This window comes from Tateyamaria omphalii (assembly GCF_001969365.1).
Classification (GTDB): domain Bacteria; phylum Pseudomonadota; class Alphaproteobacteria; order Rhodobacterales; family Rhodobacteraceae; genus Tateyamaria; species Tateyamaria omphalii_A.
Genome location: NZ_CP019312.1, coordinates 2,006,090 through 2,024,039, shown reverse-complemented (window position 1 = coordinate 2,024,039; position 17,950 = coordinate 2,006,090). Strand labels below are relative to the sequence as shown.

Genomic DNA, 17,950 nt, shown 5'->3' with positions numbered 1-17,950 from the left:
ATGCGCAACCGAAGAAAGGAGCTCTATGATGGGCGTTCATGATCGGGACTGTACCTGTGTCGCTTGCGAGGCAGAGGCGTATACACGGAACAACTATTTCACCGGTAAGCTCATGGTGGAGCGTGATTTCACCGATGAGCAGACATATTTCCGGGAAAAATTGCGTATTCATCACCAGCGCCTGCACGGCACCGGTATCGTCTGCGGCTTAAACATCCGCGCCCACGAACCACCTTGCGAGGATCGCTATGTGATCCTGGAGCCGGGCAGCGCCGTAGATTGCTGTGGCCAGGATATTCTAGTTGTCACCGAAGAGGTGATCGACCTGCAAGCCTTCCCGGCCATGCAGGAACTCCTACAGGAGTTTGAGGATCCAGATACCCCGGCTGATCGCACCTGGGATTTGCAGCTGTGCATCAGCTACACCGAATGCCCGACCGAAGAAGTGCCTGTTATATATGATGAATGTGGTTGTGACGACAGCCGTTGCGCCCCAAACCGCATTCTGGAAAGCTACTGTATTGACCTCACGGTAAACCCGGAGATCGTCGACACGCCGCTTATGTCACCGGGCCTCGACTGGGTGGCGACCGTGGGCATCGACGCCCCGCGCGCCATCGCCCTGCATGATGCCTCTGGTCGTCTGTTCGCGATGACCGAGGGTCCCACCAGTGCGATCTATCAGGTCGACACTGCGACCCTTTCCATCGAAGCGGTCTTCTCACTGGGGCGCGAAGGCTTGGCGTTGTTGCCAAGTGCTTCTGGCGACGCGCTATATGTCGTCGCTGCCAATGCAGGCGGTGTGGCTGCGGGGGATGCCACGCTTTTGGTCTTCGACTTGGCGGGTGCCGGCCTGGGCGCCGGTCCGGATCGCAGCGAGCCTGTCGCAGGAAGCCAGGGCGCAGGTGTCTACCTGACGGATCTACCGGATGGCCGTTTGCTGGCCTTGCTTGAAAGCGGGGGCGGAATGCGCTTGTGGGACGCCACGGTTACCGGCGCACCTGATGATTTGGGCGACCTGGCTGCAGGGCAGGACTTTGCCCAACCTTTGATCCTTGGTGATGGTCACACGCTCGTCACGGCCGAGGTGGGTACGCCCAGATTGCACATGGTTGATCTGAACTCTGCCGGGCCGACCGTGGATACGATTACCATGGCCAACGGGGCCGCCGATGCGCTTGCGCTGGTGACAAGCACGGGTCCCGACCTTTTGGCGATTGCGGACCGCGCCGCGGGTGAGATGCACCTTCTTGATCCAGCCGCGGGTGGCGTGATAGCGGCAACCGTCGCGCTGGACCACGCCCCGGCAGATATCGTCGTCACCGGCGGCGGTCTTTGGGCCTATGTCCTGGTGCGCGACGGCGATGACAGCTTTGTGCAGAGCGTCAACATCAACCGGATGCGACAGGGCGATGCTGTTACACCCGGCCTGCCTGTGCCTGTGGGGGACCGAGCCACTGCGCTTGCCCTGTCCGAGACGGGCACCCGGCTGTGGGTCAGCTATCGTGGCCCGGATGATGACGCGGGTGTCGGCGGAATTGCCGTGCTTGAGATCACGGAGACCGATTGCGCCGGATTACTGGATGCCGACAGTTGCCCCGATTGCGAAGGGAGCGATTGCCTGGTCTTGGCGACGATCCGCGGCTACCGGCCCGGGGATCGCATCCTGGATATGCCTGACCCTGTTACGGATCCTGCCGACGGTACGGTTCAAATCGACAATAGACTTGGGCGCCTGCGTCTGCCGTCGACACAGGCGATTGCCGAGGCTTTGCGTTGCGTGCTGGAAAACTGTTGCCATGGCGGCGGGGCAGGGGGCGAGGGAGAGCAAGGGCCACCTGGACCCACTGGCCCAGCCGGACCCGCCGGGGAACAGGGCGAGCAGGGCGAGCCGGGAGAGCCTGGCGCGCAAGGCCTTCAGGGAGAGGTCGGGCCACCAGGGCCGCAAGGCATTCAAGGGCCTGCTGGCCCCCAAGGCCCTGCAGGGCCGCCAGGTGAAATGCAAGAGGTTACGCGCATCTGCGGTATCAGTTGGGATCATCTCGGCCTTTACGATGTGGAAAGCTTTCCACGCATCGCCATCGATTTTAACGGCAACAATGAACCCGTGCAGGTGCCCGGCTTTGCCATCGCCTTTACCCGGCAAAGCCACTATTTCGCATCAATACCCCGAGCGATCCGAGAGTCTGGACAGTCAGAGCAGATCCTGCGTTACGCGCTGCGGCTGGTTCAGGTACGTGTCCGGCTTTTGGCGGATTCACTGTCACCCGTGGACGCGCCGGACTATGGGCTGGTCGCGGACGTGCCCGCCATCGCCATGCCGGCAGAGCTTAGGCTGTCGCCCGATAATTCAGAGGCAGGTACCTGCCTCATCGAACGGGTGGATCGGCTGATCCCCATGGACGAGGATTCAGTTGCCAGCGGTGCCTTGGAAAACGGGCTCGTGATCCTGCCCACGGTCAACATCACCACTCCCGGGCTACAGGCGCTGTTCTATCGGCAGTGGCTGAACGGCGGTTCTGTGCCCGTACCTAATGCAGGCGTGCCCGCTTATCAGTTCGAAATCCGCTTTGACGGGAACGCCTTGATTGATGTGGAGCGGCTGCCCATCGACGCCGAACACGTAGCGCCCTTTCTGCCAGATCGCCTAAGCGGGAATGGCCGGGCGGGCAGCGTCTTTGAAAGCGCGTTTTACTTCAATCAGCCACCCAGGGCCGAACCTTTGGCGCTTCAGGACAATAGCAACCTGCCCGTCAACGTGAACACCGCGTCCGTTGATGAACTGACCAACCTGCCGGGGGTCGGACCAAGCACCGCCAACCGCATCATCGAGGCGCGCCCGTTTGATGGCTTGGCCGAACTCGCCGCGGTCCCCGGGGTAAGCGCTGCGCTCATCAACCAGCTTTCGCCCCTTATCACGTTCCGCCAAGGAGGCACGTCATGACCGTTGTTTCTCGCACCATATCGGCCTGCGGGTCCGGCACATCCGATTGCCGCTGCCCGACCTGCGGCGGGTTGGAATGCCTTTGCCGCCCGCGTTTTTTCGCCGGACAGCTTTTGACCGAGGAGGACCTAAACCGCCTCGACCACTACATTCGGGCGCGCTTTCGTACCCATAACCTATCGGTGCACGGTACCGGAGTAGTTGGCGGGCTCAAGGTGTTATGCGATCCCTGCGGGGCGGTGAAAGTCACGGTGGGGCATGCGATCAGCCCGTGCGGTGACGAAATCATCGTCTGCGACGATACCAGCGTGCCGATTTGTGATCTGATCCGAAAATGCAAGATGGCAGAGCGTAGGTCGCATGACTGTGACCCGCCCCGCCGGATGCCCGGATCCACTTGCGAGGATCTTGAAGAAGAATGGGTTCTCGCGATCAAGTATGACGAAAAGCCGACGCGCGGGGTGCTGCCTCTGCGGAGCGGCACCTGTTCGTCCTGTGGCGCGGGCGGATCGACCTGCGTTTGTGGCGGAAGCTGCGAATGCGAGGCCTGCTGCGAGACGCCGCTGCACACACCGACGCCCAAGCCACGTACCGCGCCCGACACGTGCGAACCCACAGTGATTTGCGAGGGATTTCGGTTCTGCGTTTACCGCAAGCCGGAGGAGGAACCTGACAGCCCCAATGATGACCGCCGGGTGGGGTTGTTTGATGATGATTCCGACCTGATGAAGCAGCTGGAATGCTGCTTTGACCTGCTGTTGGACGCCGTGCCGACCATGGTGGATCTGGGCCAAACCACGCAACTGACCTTTGCACAGCGCCAGCAGTTGACCGCTTTTTGCTGCCGGTTGCAGAAGAACCTGACCAACTATTTTATGCGCTATCCACACACGTCTTGCGAGGTGCTGGATATTCTTGCGCAACTGCGTTGTCCCGATGCAGCGAATGCCGATGGCTACGCCAATGCCTGGATCCAGTCGTTCCTGACCCTGCTTGCAATCTGGCTTGATGCGATCAGGCAGTGCTTCTGCCTCGCCCTTTTGCCGCCAGCCCCGGCACCAGCCTGTGAAGATCGCATTCCCCTTGCCACTGTGCGAGTGACGGCTCAAGACTGCCGGATCTTGTCCGTCTGCAACTGGACCACGGAACGTAAGATACTCGTGAGCTGGACCGCGGTCACCTATTGGCTCGGCAGCTTGTCGATTTGGGGCCTGCTGCGCGAGGCTTTGGACACTGTCTGCTGTGGCAGCTTCATCGGCATATTCGATGACGCCTTTGACGACACCGTCGGGCGTACAACTTCCAACAACACCGCCACGGAGGAAGAAATCGATCTGGTCGAACAGCCAAACGTCCCGGATGTTTCATTCCAACGCCTGTCTACGGGGCTGAATGAGGGGTTCGCCAACATCGCACCGGCCATGGGCCTTGTCTCCAATGGGCAGAACCTGTCTGGCTTCGCCCGCGAGATTGCGTTGAACTTCAACGAACCAGCCGGGCTTAGCCGTATTCTGAACAAGGCCAGCCCTCGCTTCCGTTTTCCCGATGCGGGACGGCCCCTGGGCAAATTGGAGCAGGCGAACCTGCCCGAGTTGATCACTATGGAACTGGTCGGCAAACCGGTCATCGCCAGCTTCTTTGGGATTGCCGATCAGGTTGCCGCACCCGACGGATCCGACACGTTTGAGCAGCGCTATCAGACCAAGCAGAAGGGGGAAGACGTCGCAGCGCTGGCCGCCGAGGTCGAGCGGCAAAAGATCGACATCGCTCTGCTCAAGCAGGCCATCGCCGAGAGGGGGGACTAAGCCATGGTCTCTGTTTCATCTGTGCAACCGAGCTTTTTTGAGGGACAATACCTTGGGGCTGCTGACCTTGGCGCCATCGTTGACTACTTCCGTACGGCAGAGGCGCGTCATGCGCTGAGTTCCCATTCCTGGGGCGTCGCGGCGGGCCTGCAACTGGTGGCCAGTGAGATTGGGCCGGGCGAGTTTCAGGTCTCGGTCACACCGGGTGTCGCCATTGACGGATATGGTCGCCTCATCGTGGTGACGACGCCAACCGAAGTGCCAACTGACAAGCTGCAAGGGATCAACACCGGTCCGGTGCAGGTCTGGATCCGATATGACCAGACCCCAATTCGGGGTGCCCGGCCGGGCTTTAACACCTGTGACGCCGAAGATGCTTTTGAGCGGATCGAAGAAAGCTTTGCCATCGAGGTTGGTCAGCGCCCCAATGTTGTTGATCGGCAAAGCGGTGTCTCGATCGCCGGGGCCATCGTCGGCGATGCCCGCGAGGCAGCCAATGCGACCGACCCTGATGCCCCGCTGCACTGCGACGGCAGCGTGCCGTTTCAAGAATTTCCGATTGATGACGAAGACAGCATCTGGCTGGTGCCGCTCGGCATGGTGTCCTGGGACGCGGTCACCAATAGTTTTCGCCAGCCTGCGGATGATCTCCTGGTGGCTGGCCGCATCTTTCGCCGTCAATTCGGGACGATCGCCCAAGATATTTTTGCGGCCAATGGGCTGATCCGGTTGCGGGATCGGGCGACACCTTTCGATGCGAACATCAGCGAAGCCTGCACGGCCCGCACCGAAGTACCCAGCGACTATACGATCTGTGACGATGTACTTTCCGCGCGGGAGTTGATCTGGCTTGAGGGCGACACCCGCCTCACTGGCGACCTGCGCGTCTTTGGCAAGCAGGTCGAGTTTCGCGACGAACGCGGGCGCGACTACGTCTCCAATCTCGCCGGGGGCGTCGCCATTGAACCGATTGACCCGCTGTTGCTGGAACGGGCCGCCAACCCCAAGAACGGGGATGATCTGCGCGTCCTTCTCGGGCCAGCAACCGATGGGCACAACCGCTTTACCATTGGGCCCGCGTCCGTGTCGGGAACTACCATCTGCGATCAGACGGTGACGGGGCAGGCGCATTTTGTCGTTCAGGATGACGGCAAGGTTGGTGTAGGTACGGCACAGGTGCCCGACAGCGACCTGGTCGCGCCTTTTACCGTGCGTGGGCTCGAAGGCACCACACCTGTCTTTGATCCGGAAACGGACAGCACCACTGATGAACCGATCTGGCATGTGTTCCGGATCGAAGACGTTGGCGGTGCCGGGCAGTGGGAGATGGCGCTGTGGCTGGATGGCGAGAGCCTTAGTTTCAACAAGCTGGGGGAGGAGCCTGGCGCCCTTTACCTTGACGCGTCAGGCCGCGTGGGTATTGCCAATACTGCCCCTCGGGCCAAGCTGGAGGTGTCGGATGTGCCGGTTGGAGCCAGTTCTGGCCTCGGTGACCGCATGTGGATGCGGGTTGGCGATGGTGGGGATGAGGGCGACGCGGGCCGGTTCTGGATCGAATACGGTGAACAGAGCGCGCCCTTGGTCGTGATCTCGGACCAGAATGATCCACCTCGGATGCAATTTCAGCAAACCGGCAATGGCGGGGATGAGTTTAACCCCAATCACACGACCTGGATCGGTCATCTGACCGGGGGCGACAACAACTTTGGCATCATCGGAGACGGCCAAATAGGGTTGCGAACAGAGGACCCCTATACCGATGTTACCATCGACGGGACCATCGGGTTCAAACCCGGTTCTGACCCCCTGGTCTTTATGTTCGAGGCCAATATTAACAATGTAGATCGCATGGTGCTGGCCCACAGCCCGGCGTCGCCTGAGTGGGGACTTCAATACAGGGACGTGGGCGACCGTTTCGTTTTCCAGACCGGAGCTGGCACGCCAGCCCTGTCCATCGACGTTAATGGACGAGAAGTGGGAATTGGGACTGATGCCCCGACAGAGGCGCTGGATGTGCGTGGCAACGTCAAGCTGGGCGATACGGGTGAGTTCTTTGCCGTTGGCACGACGCCTAACATGCGCATGCTGGGGGGAGAGATCAGCCCCGGTGGCACCGTGGCGCGCGGGCAGGGGTTTTCCGCAGTGCAGGTGGAAACCGGGGTGTATCGGATCACCTTCAACCCAGCGTTTGCTGCCGCGCCTTTCGTCACTGCAACCACAATTAGCGACATAGACAATCTGATTTCGGTGCAAAATGTCAGTGCCACGCAAGTCACCTTGCGTTGCTATGACACGGTCGATGAGAACGGGGCGCCCCTTGGGGAAACTGACACGCGGTTCATGTTCATCGCGCTGGGCGAAAGGTAGGTCAGCGTGGCAGAGGACCTGCTGACCATTCAGCGGCTGCGGCTCGATTGCAGCACCAGCGCCCAAGCCCAGCCGGACCAGGTCCGGGGCAGTCTGGAGCGGACTGCGAAGACCGCGCTGAGCGCAGCAACGCAGCAAGCTCTGGATCAGGCCATGCCGGGAGACTGGCGCGGGTCGGAAAGCATCATCCATCTTCAAAGGCTGGAGGTCACTCTGGAGATCGACACAAGCATAAATCGGGATACCATCGCACGGGTTTGGGGGCAGCGTCTTGCGGTGGAAGTGCTGCGTGCCATCGCCCGCCCGGATGTCTTGCGTTTTGACGATGAACCAACCCGGCTCGCCGCCTTTCTCGCGGATCTGGTGCAGGGGCGCGCCTGGCACTCCGGCCTTTGGTTCGACTTTGACGGGTTGAAACCGCTTGATCATTCGGTGGCAATCCGCACGGCTTTGCTGCGGGACATCCCGCAGGGGCTGGCGGCCTGCAATGCTTTACGACCCTCCGACCTGAACCGCTGCCTAGAGGCATTGCGCAGCCAGGATGCGCAATGCGTGCTGGACGCCTTTCTTGCACCCCCCCCAACGCATCCGGTTCCCCGTGCTTTGCACAGCTTGGCGCGGGCCGCCGTCTCGCAGGTGCAATACCTGCCATTCTCTGCGCGGCAAAGCCACGATCATTTCGTGCTGGCCCTGCTGGCCACAAGACCAGATGCGGTTGCACCGATGCTGACCCTTGGCCCAATGCGGGTCCGTGCGCTGGCCGCCTTGGTCCTGGATCACGTCGCCAAGGGCGCAAGTCAAGCGAAGTCGCAGTCTTTCACAGAGATCTTGCCGGACACTGGTTGGGCAAGCGCTGACCGGTCCCGAACGCTAGACCCGACAGAGACGCGTGCCATCTCGGCTGCTGTGGCGAAGGCAGCAGGCATGGCGGAGGCAGAAGTCAAAGACACCTCTTTGCAGGAGCGGGCAACCCCGTTTGGCGGCGCATTCCTGCTGTGGCCGCAGATCCGTGCGCTGCCTTGGAACCGTTTGTTTCCCGATACGGATCTACGCGTGATCTGTGCCGCGCAAGAGGCCGTCCTCGCCCGCATATTGGGGGCCGAACTGTCACACTTGCACCATGACCCCACGCTTGCGGTTCTGTTCGAGGCGGATCCAGCCGCGCAGGACACGGTGCCCGAGATCAGCGCGGACCGATTGGCGCAAATCTTGCACCCCTGGTTCCTTGCCGAAGGCGCTAAAAAAGTGCGTTGGAGAAAAGCCGCCCCCCTTTGGTACCTGACCTGTGGCAACCACGGTTATTGGATGGAGGTAACGGATCACCCACCTGAAACCTCTGCCAACCAAAATGACGCAGAGAGTGCAACCACCGCAGCCGACGCAGAAACACTCGCGCTCACCATCGATACTCCGCAGATCCCCTGGCTCGCCCAGATCGTATGCAAGCGGCTCGCATACCGCTTGCCCGGCTTCGCGGATGCAACCGTCGGCTTTCTACGACAGAACATTCTGCCCATGGGGGCCAGCGTGCTTGTGGACGGGGAAAGCGCGGTGAATGTCACCCTCGATCATGCGCCCCTCGGTATCATGCTCAACCTCACCGGTCTGGCGCGGCAGCGCTACGAAGTGGTGCCGGGCAAATTTGTGCAACTGGCGCAAGGGGAGTGAGGATGACCGACGAGGGCCCCTTTGTCTACGCGCTAAAGTGCCTCGATCTGATGGTGCACCGGGCAGCCTTGCGCCTGCGGGCGCGATTTGAGCTTTCGGCAGACGAGTTTCGCGGACTTTACATATCCGATGCACAGGTTGATGCGCTGCTGAAGGCAAGGCAGGAGACCGCTGCTGCAAGCCCTTTATGCGCACAACTCGCCACGCAATGGCCTGTTGCGATGGCAACGCTGGCCCGTCAAGACCGCTGGAAAGGTCTAGTGCGGCGGCTCGGACTGACAGTGGGCGAGGAGCAGGTGTTGCTCATCGCGCTCGCCCCGCATCTCGACGCGAAGTACGCACCACTTTTTGCGTATCTCAATGACAATATCGGACGGCCCTATCTGACGGTGGATCTCATTATGCGCCTGTTGGATTGGGGCGCGACAAACCCGGCGCGCTGGATGCTCGGGGCCAAGGGCAAGCTGCGTAGGTTCGGTCTGCTGGGGCACGTACCCGATAGCGCGCCTGAGGGGTTTGCGCTGGAGGACGGGCTGGCAGCATATCTCATGGGGGCGCCGCTGAGCTATGCGGTTGCTGTGGAGGGTGTTCAAGTGCATGAGGCTCCCGCATGCAGAATGCCGAGCCTGCCGCCCCGCGCAGGCTTCACCGACCAGTTGGCAACGGCCTCCGCCCATCTGGGCAAGCAAGTGATCGGGCTGATCGGAGAGGCGGGATCTGGACGCGCCACTTATGCCCGCGACCTACTGAGCCAGCATGTGGCGGCGGTGTTCACTGTCGATGCCCGGCCATTGGCGCGTGGGGAGCGACCGGCTGCGGCGTTGCGTCAGGCAGTAGTTCTGGCCGCCATCTCGGACAGCGCGCTGCTGGTGCAATCCGCTGCAGAGCTGAGCGCAGACTTCTTGCTGCGCGACGCGCTGCAACTTGCGACAGATTTGAACGTACCAACCCTTTTATTGACGGACCAAACCGCCAGCTTGAAACGGCTTTGCCCGACGGCGAGGCCGGTGCCTGTCTCGGCGCTGAGCGTTACAGAGCGTAAAGCCACCTGGGAATTCCACCTGCAAGGCCACGGGCTACACGCAGAGGCCCAAGCGATCTGGAGCACTGCCGACCTTTTCGCCCTGCGCTTTGGCGCAATCGCGGCAGCGGTTGAGGCGCTTTGCCCGCAGGCTGGATCAGACCGCAGATTGACAGCCGATCAATTGAACGCAGCAGCGCGCGATCAATCTAGCGCCGCCTTCAGCGCGGGCGCCGCCCAGGTCGCAGACCGTTACGACTTTGATGATCTCGTGTTGGCCCCGGCGGTGCGGGACCGGATCAACGACTTTATCACTGCAACGCGGCATAGGCGCACGGTCTACGAAACCTGGAACATGCAGCGGCGGCTCGGGCCCGCCCGGGGTCTGGTTGCGATGTTTACCGGTGCCTCTGGCACCGGGAAAAGCATGGCGGCAAGTGTGATTGCCAAAGCACTTGGGCTTGATCTTTACCGCATCGAACTCTCTGCCATTGTCTCAAAGTACATCGGCGAAACGGAAAAAAACCTTGATGCGATCTTCAACGCTGCCCGCGAGGCCAATGCGATCCTTTTCTTTGACGAGGCCGATGCGCTTTTTGGCAAACGCTCCGAGGTCAAAGAGGCGCACGATCGCTATGCCAATATCGAATGTGCCTATCTCCTGCAAAAGATGGAACGACACGACGGGATCGTCATCCTAACGACCAACATGCCCCGTGGGCTGGACGCCGCCTTTTCCCGGCGCATCCAATTCGTGATTGATTTTCCAAGGCCGGACGCGGCTCTGCGCGAAACATTGTGGGCGGGGATGTTCCCGCCTGAGGTGCCGCTCGCCGGGGATGTCGATTTTGCTTTTCTTGCGCGCAATTTCGAAAATACCGGGGGCGAGATCCGGAATATCGCGCTGGACGCCGCCCTTCGAACCGCCGGGCAACCTGGTGCCAAGATTACCATGCAGGCGCTTTTGAAGGCGGTCGAAAGGCAATTGGTCAAGCAAGGCCGCGCCCCGACCGCTGCTGCCTTCAAGCAGCACTTCAAGCTGGTGCAGCAGGCGACAGGGTAGGGGGCGAGCGATGAAAAAGCTTTCCGGCAGATCACCCGACCGGGCGGCCCGCACTATGGGCGGCGCCTTGCGGACCCGGGGCGCAGGGGCACGCAATCAAAGTGCGGGTGGGTCAAGCAATCAAATGCTGCAGGCCGCGCGCCGCGGGGCGGGTTTGACACCGGTCAGCCAAGGCACAGCCAAGGCGAAGGGCGCGATGACGAGCCCGCCCTCGGAACGCAGAGCGCTGACGCCGGGTGGTCCGCGCATTGACGTCTATGACACCCCGGCGTCCCATGCGGCCGCCCGCGACATGGGGATGCTCGGCTTTTCCTATGCCGGACGGGTCTTCTTGGGGGAAGGTCATAAATTGCCCGGCGCGCCCTCCCGGCAAGAGGTTCTGCGCCACGAACTGATCCACGCCGCCCAGTCGGCAATTCCAGGCACGCCGCAATCCCGGGGCGCGCTGGAACGCCAGGCGCACGACTGGGACGGACGCTCAGCGCTTTTGTCCGCGGATCCGGGCGCAGTCTATGGCTGGTTCTGGATCCCGATGGTGATTGCCGGGGGTTACATCCTGCTCAAACCCAACGTGGCCAATGCCCCTGCACCAGGCGACCCTACGGTGGCCAGCATGGACGTGGCCGACTACGGTAAGATGATCGCAGAAGCCGTCGTGCTCGCCTCGGGTGGGATGATTTACAACGGGGTGCGCGCTGCGGGGTTCAGTGTCATGGCGTCATGGGGGGCGACCGGGGCGGCCGGGTCAATGTCATTCCGGGGGATTTCGGATGTGCATGGCGGCGAGTTTTCGGGCGTCGACACATACGTCGTGGACGGGTTCACCGGCGCAACAATCGGGGTCGTCACCGGCGGCACCTTCCGCCTGATTGGCCGTATTCCGGGACCGACGCGGGCACTGTCAAACTGGTTCCGGCAGGGTGCCCAGAACGACGCTGCCTACGGTCAATTACCGATGCGCGAGCGGCTTCTGTACGAGATTGGGCAAAAGACCCTCCCGCAAGGACAGTTTGGCCCCCTTCAGGGGATGACCCCGGTAGAGCGCGGCGCGCATCTGGTCCAACAAAATGGCTGGCTCCGTGCTCTCTTTCCCAGTTCGACGGGCTTTGCCCGGCCCAGCGGCACGCTGCTGACAGGTCCGACGCCGGGCGGACGGGCCGCCATCCGCGGGTTGTTCGGATTCTCGAGCGGGTTTGTCGGCAACGCGGCTTTCGGCGACAGCATCCACGATGCCTACGGTCTGAACGACGGGATGACCCCTGTGCCGGATCAGGACGGTCAAGCGCAAATGGGCGGGGCCGCCAACACGATCATTGTCGTGCCTCAGGGTCGCGAGTTCGAATGGCTGCTGCAGAACAACCAGGTGGGAGATTTCCCCGTGCCGCGCGACGCGCCTGGTATCCAGACCACACCGCCGCCCATTGCCCCGGGCGCTGATGTCGAACCGGTGCGCGGCTCGGGCATCACTCCTGACATCCCGCAACCTGGTGGCGAAACCGCGATGGGCTAGCCCGCGACCTGTGAAAGGATCACCCATGCCGATCAACCCCGACCAAGCCCATGAGGCCGCCACAGAGGCGGTGCTGAATGCCTTGCTTCACGTCTACGACAATGTCGCAGCCGACGATGTGCGGCCCTTCGCCGAAGCCATTGCCGAAGCGACCCGCATCGCCGTCATGCACGTGGCTGCCAATGCCGTTACCGAGATTGGGGGCGAGGGGATCGCATAAGGAGGTTTGTGATGTCTGCGACACCTGCGTCTTCGACAAAGATGGCCGCCAAAGACAGCGGGGCCAAAACCGGCCGCGGCGGGCAGGCGGCCCACGGTACACCCAAGGGCAGACCAGCACGCCTGGCAAACCAGACTGCGCAACGGCTTGGGCTGCCTAGGGCCGCTGGGGCGCCAGTCGGGCGCCATGATGCCCCCGAGGAACGGCGGGCAGAAGTCGTCGCGCAGCATACGAGGAACTGTGCTTGCGGCGGGACTTGCCCGGCTTGCGCTGCGGCGGCGGCTGCAACGGGTGGGCAAAGGCTGGCGCGCGGGGATCAACAGCGTTTTGAAAACCGCTATGGCAGCAATCTTGACAACATCCGCCTTCACACCGGCCCCGCCGCCGCGGCGGCCACAAGAGAGGTCGGGGCCAGCGCCTTTGCCTTTGATAGCTCGATCGTGCTTGGCCCGTCGGTCCGACCTGGGACCCAAAGGGGTGATCGCGTTCTCGCACATGAACTGGCCCATATCGCGCTCGGTGACAGCCATGGTGCCATTCGCCGCGCCCCGCCCGAAAACGAAAGCGAACAGGCGCGCGCGCTGCGCACTGATGCACAGGCCGAAAAGCGGGACCCGGCGGCAGGGGCCACCACCGCAGACCTGCTGGACGAAAACCGGATCTCCATCGCAACGCTGTCCGACAGTGCAGATCATACACGGCGGGTTCTTGCCAGGGTGATCGGGCGGCGCGGTCTGGACGAAACGGGCGTGCTGGTCGGACGCATGGAAGGCGAGGCTGCATCGGATCTGGGCACAGCGGACACACGCACTGTTTCCGGGATCGCGCGGGCGCAATATGACCTTTTGAAAGAAGACTGGGACCGCTTCTCTCTTATGGTGCGCACGCTTGCGGCGATGCGTCTGGAACATAACATCCAGTCGCTGGAACAATGGGCGGGCTACGTGCGCGGAATGCCCGACACACGGGTCAGGGCGGACATGGTTGCCTCCGACCACCTCAACTTTCTCGATCGTGCGATGGAGCGGCCCTATGTCGGCCCGATCAACATGCTCGAACAGGCAGAGGTTTGGGCGACCACGGCGTCGCCTGGCGAGAGAGAGTTTGCAGCGGCGGTGAACAGGGGTGAGGTGCATGGTGGCTGCCAGCACTGTCATTCGGTCAAGGCGATCCCGGATTATGACCGCAGCTTTTCTCCCTTCGCGGAAGAGCGCGTCCCTCTGCACCTCCGCGCCCGTCAGATTGCAGTCGAGGATGTCATGAATGGCGGCTGGGTTCCGCCGGAGATCATGGGCCAGACCCTGACGGGCGAGACGGCGACAGGCCAGATGCGGGACACATTCCAAGGGCCGGGTGTGACTTCCATTATGGATTCCATCGACATGACGCGGCCGCAATTCCGCGCCCTTCAGCAACAGGTCACCGGGCGCGAGGCCCATGAACGCCCTGTGGCAAATGATATGGGCGATCTCATTCGGCAGCTCATGATCGCAAATGTGATCGTTGAGGACACAATCGGCAGCGGCGCGGATGGGGAGCAGATCAGGGGGCGTATCTTGGGCGCAATCAGCTCTCGGCAAGAGCAGATGCGCGACCTCAAGGCCGACGTGAACGAAAGCGACTATGACTTCTTCCTGCTGCAAGAAATGGTGCAGGCGCTGATCGGCGGTGTGGATGCGGATGTCAGGATCATGATGCGCACCAGCCAGGCGACCAAGGCCCAGGAAAAGCAGGACCGGGCCATCCTCGAAGCCATCCTTGGGATTGGGGCCTTGCTGCTGTTGGTTACGCCGCTTGCCCCGCTGGGGGTCGGGATCGGGGTCGGGCTGGCCGTCTCGCAACTGGAACAGGGGATCACCGGGCTGATGGAGGGCACCGACATCATGCGCGGGACCGGCGCTGGTGTGTTCAGCGAAGCGCAGGAACAGGCGGCGGGCAGTATGATTGCAGGCGGGCTCGCCAACATTGCGATGAGCGTGGTGGATCTGGGTTTGACCGGTGTTGGCGCGGTGCATTCCATCCGGGCCGCAGGTGCGGCGCGGGCTGCCGATGCGCCTACAACATCACTTGCGCCAAGGGGTGCGGGCGGGTCATCCGAGGCGCTGCGACCCGACATGATTTGGTCCCGACCACAGGTGGATGACGCGACCGGTACTATGAGGTTTACCGCGCAAAGACTGACAGCAGATGGTGCGGGAGAAAGCATCGAAGTCATGGTTGATATGCAAAACCGGGTCGCGACGGCCCGGGTGCAGACACCGCAAGGGCCTGTCACCGTGCGCTTTGGCCGGAATGGCTCGGTGATCGTCGACCCGCCGGCCGGTGCGGCCGCCAGTACGCCAAACACGACCGGTTCTTATCCGATATTGACAGCAGGCAGCGGCAGTCCCGACCTGCCCGGCCCCCTGCGATTGCCACCGGGCGATCCGCCCCGGCTGGCACTGCCGCCGGGGGAGACGTCTGCACCGGCCTTGCCCCGATCGGAATTTGATTTTTCGGATGTCAGCGGATTCGGAGAGGGGGCAACAGGCCGACAATTCGTCGTGTCGCCCGAAGGTGTTGCGACCCCGGAATTCGCCGGACCACGATGGCTGGTAACCCCGGAAGGCGTCGTTGTTCCGGACTTGCCGCCAGTGCGTTCGGACATTCCGATCTATATGGGCGATCTTGCCCCCGGCCAGGTGCCGCGGATTGATCTTGGCCAGCGGCAGATCGCTGTCGGACCGCTGCCCGAAGGGATGCCAAGCTGGCATGAGGTATTCCTCAATCCCCGACCGGGGGTGACAACTCAGACCGTCAACCAGATGCGTCGTGCGCCCAGCGGAGCCGCCCGACCTGGGCAGGTCCGAGGGGCCCAACTGGAGGACTTTGTGACCGAGGCCGCTGGGCCGCTCGCGCAGCGAGGTGGCAGCGGATTGCGGACGCCCGTTACCGGCCAAATGCGCTTTCCCGATGTGCGACAGCCAATGTTCGGCAATACCTTGTCCTACGAGGCAAAGAACTATTTGCGCTGGATATCTCCGACCGGGGGCGGGACGGCGGCATTGCGTGAGGTACCGTTGTCATCCAGCTTGAGCCAACAGGTCACCAACGACGCGTTCCTGATGAACTTTGGGACAACAAACTACCGGCCGGTCTGGGTCTTCGGCAATGCGCCGCCCTCGGCTGAGTTGGCGAATGCCCTGCGGCAGGCCGGGATTCCCTACATGATGTTCGGCGACCGACTGGTGCCTTGAGGTGCTGGTTTCTCACCCTCGTGATCTTGATCGAAGCGACCGGCTTCAAGTCGTCAATGGGATCACCCAGAACACGGGGAGAAATGAACAGAAATGGGGCTGCTGCATCAGACCAGTATTTTAGCCATCTCTCAGGTGTCTAAAGTCAGCACCAACGGGACGGTTTCGGCTCGTTTCCTAGGGTCAGGACCCGTTGATTTTCACTTAGCGGCGTGGTTCACGGTTCGAAAATCGAGCGGTGAAAATGTCTGATCTTTTTCGGTCGAGCGACGCGCAGATGGCGCGTCTTGGGCCTTTCTTTGCCAAGTCCCACGGCAAGCCGCGCGTTGATGATAGGCGCGTGTTGAGTGGGATGATCTTCTTCAATCGCACTGGCTTAGGGTGGCGCGATACCCCTTCTGCCCGTGGACCGCACAAAACGCTTTGCAACCGTTGGAAACGGTGGAGCGACAAGGGCATCTTCGCACGGATGATGGCCGGTCTGGCCGCCGAGCACGGCGAACAGCAGACAGTCATGATCGACGCGACCTATTTCAAGGCCCACCGAACAGCGACCAGCATGGGGGTCAAAAGGGGATGCGGGCGCCTGATCGGGCGCACAAAAGGTGGGATGAACACCAAGCTGCATGCCATCTGCGACAGCCAAGGACGCCCGCGCAACCTGTTTGTCATCGCCGGTCAGGTCAGCGACGACATCGGCGCGCGGGCGCTTCTGAACAGCGTGCCAAGTGTCTATTGGCGCCTCGGGGATTGAGGTTATGCCGCCGACTGGTTTCGATAAGCTTTGAAAGGCGAGGGGATACGCGCCTGTATCCCGGGCCGAAAGCAGCGCAATGCAACCGTCAGATATGACAAGCGCCGGTACCGGCGGCGCAACCGGATCGGAAGCACGTTCGGCAGGTTGAAGGACTGGCGGCGTGTGGCAACCCGCTACGACCGCTGTCCAAAGGTGTTCTTGTCGGCCATCGCGCTGGCGGCACTCGTCATCTACTGGCTGTGAAACTCAATGAGCCCAGGCGCTAACGCGGGAACTCGACACATCTCTCACCCTCGTTCAGGACGCCGAATGGGATTCCAACGACATCGAGACGTCTAAGGGCACGCCGTCCGCACGCTTTTGATGCGCCACGCCAGCGATGCAGGTCGCTTCTCTACCATCGCTGAGGCTCTCGCTTTGCATGATCCCAGGTTCGCCTGGCTTAGGGCGCGCGGCTACGCACACGTTTTTCATGAAGTTGAGCAGCTTGTCGTCGCCCGAGTTCCGTCACTGGATACGAACCAGTAGACAAAGATGACATGGGTTCTGGTCGCGCTGATCAACCGGGCCGCACTGCAAGTACAGTTTGGTCAAGTCGGCGCACCGACCAATGTTGTCGAGGCACTGGCGGAAGATTTTGGTTCTGCGATTGTTCATCTGACCGGGACGTGGTGGCAGTGATGGACTGGACCCATCTTGGCTTCGCGATTGTGGCCAAAATTGTTGGCCGCACTGCACTGAAAGCCTCTGACGGGTCTTCAAAACTGGGCTCATCGCTTGTGGCTGTAGTCGGATTTATCGTTGCGCTGTACTTTCTCGAAGTGACCCTTCGGACCCTTCAATTGGCTGTCGCCTATGCGATCTGCGCCAGCGCAGGCACCGCTTTGTTGACCATTGTCGGTGTCGTGATCTTTCGTCAATCGCTCGACTTTGCCGGTTGGGTAGGCGTCTTGCAGATCGTCGCCGGAGTTGTTGTGATCAAAACGCTATCAAAGACGGAAATTCACTGAAAAAAAAATACTACCAAGATGTTGACATGTTCATTTTGCGACAAATCCGCTGATCAAACTAGTGCTCTCCTGACCGCGTCGGGGGTGAATGTGTACGATACCTGTATCGCAGTTGGCGTGAGAACGATCGAAACACGGGACGCACTGGAAGAGGCACGGGTGACACTTGAGGAACTCGTGGCAGAAAACCACAAAATCCTGCTGAGCCAAGGGCGGCAACCTCCGAAGTGATCGACAGGCAATCGGCAAGACTGCAAGCACAAGTCGAAGAGATGCGGCGCCGCGGCATCGGCTGGCATGCGTTTGTTACATCAATGGTGTGACAGGGCATATTGCAGAGGCGAGGTTT

10 protein-coding genes and 1 pseudogene are annotated in these 17,950 nt (G+C 61.5%); all 11 read left to right on the top strand.

Annotated features, from left to right (window positions below):
- The first annotated feature begins 25 nt into the window (after positions 1–25).
- The 11 genes and pseudogenes from BWR18_RS22265 to BWR18_RS10015 all read left to right on the top strand — a co-directional run bounded on the left by BWR18_RS22265 (position 26) and on the right by BWR18_RS10015 (position 17,601).
- Positions 26–2,944, top strand: coding sequence for a helix-hairpin-helix domain-containing protein (locus BWR18_RS22265; protein ID WP_172839372.1), 2,919 nt, complete (start codon positions 26–28; stop codon positions 2,942–2,944).
- Complete coding sequence (locus tag BWR18_RS10055) at positions 2,941–4,749, top strand: hypothetical protein (RefSeq protein WP_157598697.1); 1,809 nt, start codon at positions 2,941–2,943, stop codon at positions 4,747–4,749. Before BWR18_RS22265 ends, BWR18_RS10055 begins: the two co-directional genes overlap by 4 nt.
- Before the next feature lie 3 nt (positions 4,750–4,752).
- Positions 4,753–7,116, top strand: coding sequence for a hypothetical protein (locus BWR18_RS10050; RefSeq protein ID WP_157598696.1), 2,364 nt, complete (start codon positions 4,753–4,755; stop codon positions 7,114–7,116).
- Positions 7,117–7,122: 6 nt separating this feature from the next.
- A complete protein-coding gene (locus BWR18_RS21885) occupies positions 7,123–8,784 on the top strand; it encodes a hypothetical protein (RefSeq protein WP_076627908.1) in 1,662 nt (553 codons plus the stop codon).
- Between the two features lie 2 nt (positions 8,785–8,786).
- Positions 8,787–10,868, top strand: coding sequence for an ATP-binding protein (locus tag BWR18_RS10040; RefSeq protein ID WP_076627906.1), 2,082 nt, complete (start codon positions 8,787–8,789; stop codon positions 10,866–10,868).
- Between the two features lie 10 nt (positions 10,869–10,878).
- Positions 10,879–12,378: an eCIS core domain-containing protein gene (locus tag BWR18_RS10035; RefSeq protein WP_083957678.1), complete on the top strand. Its 1,500-nt coding sequence runs from the start codon at positions 10,879–10,881 to the stop codon at positions 12,376–12,378.
- Positions 12,379–12,403: 25 nt separating this feature from the next.
- Positions 12,404–12,598, top strand: coding sequence for a hypothetical protein (locus tag BWR18_RS10030; protein ID WP_076627902.1), 195 nt, complete (start codon positions 12,404–12,406; stop codon positions 12,596–12,598).
- An 11-nt stretch (positions 12,599–12,609) separates the two neighbouring features.
- Positions 12,610–15,834, top strand: coding sequence for an eCIS core domain-containing protein (locus BWR18_RS10025; protein WP_083957677.1), 3,225 nt, complete (start codon positions 12,610–12,612; stop codon positions 15,832–15,834).
- 244 nt (positions 15,835–16,078) lie between these two features.
- A pseudogene (locus BWR18_RS10020) lies at positions 16,079–16,834 on the top strand (IS5 family transposase).
- A gap of 291 nt (positions 16,835–17,125) precedes the next feature.
- Complete coding sequence (locus tag BWR18_RS21630; RefSeq protein ID WP_157598695.1) at positions 17,126–17,272, top strand: hypothetical protein; 147 nt, start codon at positions 17,126–17,128, stop codon at positions 17,270–17,272.
- Positions 17,272–17,601, top strand: a complete 330-nt coding sequence (locus BWR18_RS10015) for a DMT family transporter (protein ID WP_076627899.1) — start codon at positions 17,272–17,274, stop codon at positions 17,599–17,601. Before BWR18_RS21630 ends, BWR18_RS10015 begins: the two co-directional genes overlap by 1 nt.
- Positions 17,602–17,950: the final 349 nt, after the last annotated feature.

Excerpts from the sequence above, each read along its gene's own strand:
- BWR18_RS22265 (WP_172839372.1), top strand. The coding sequence starts at position 26 with ATGATGGGCGTTCATGATCGGGACTGTACCTGTGTCGCTTGCGAGGCA.
- BWR18_RS10035 (WP_083957678.1), top strand. The coding sequence starts at position 10,879 with ATGAAAAAGCTTTCCGGCAGATCACCCGACCGGGCGGCCCGCACTATG.
- BWR18_RS10050 (WP_157598696.1), top strand. The coding sequence starts at position 4,753 with ATGGTCTCTGTTTCATCTGTGCAACCGAGCTTTTTTGAGGGACAATAC.
- BWR18_RS10015 (WP_076627899.1), top strand. The coding sequence starts at position 17,272 with ATGGACTGGACCCATCTTGGCTTCGCGATTGTGGCCAAAATTGTTGGC.
- BWR18_RS10030 (WP_076627902.1), top strand. The coding sequence starts at position 12,404 with ATGCCGATCAACCCCGACCAAGCCCATGAGGCCGCCACAGAGGCGGTG.
- BWR18_RS10055 (WP_157598697.1), top strand. The coding sequence starts at position 2,941 with ATGACCGTTGTTTCTCGCACCATATCGGCCTGCGGGTCCGGCACATCC.
- BWR18_RS10025 (WP_083957677.1), top strand. The coding sequence starts at position 12,610 with ATGTCTGCGACACCTGCGTCTTCGACAAAGATGGCCGCCAAAGACAGC.
- BWR18_RS21630 (WP_157598695.1), top strand. The coding sequence starts at position 17,126 with ATGACATGGGTTCTGGTCGCGCTGATCAACCGGGCCGCACTGCAAGTA.
- BWR18_RS10040 (WP_076627906.1), top strand. The coding sequence starts at position 8,787 with ATGACCGACGAGGGCCCCTTTGTCTACGCGCTAAAGTGCCTCGATCTG.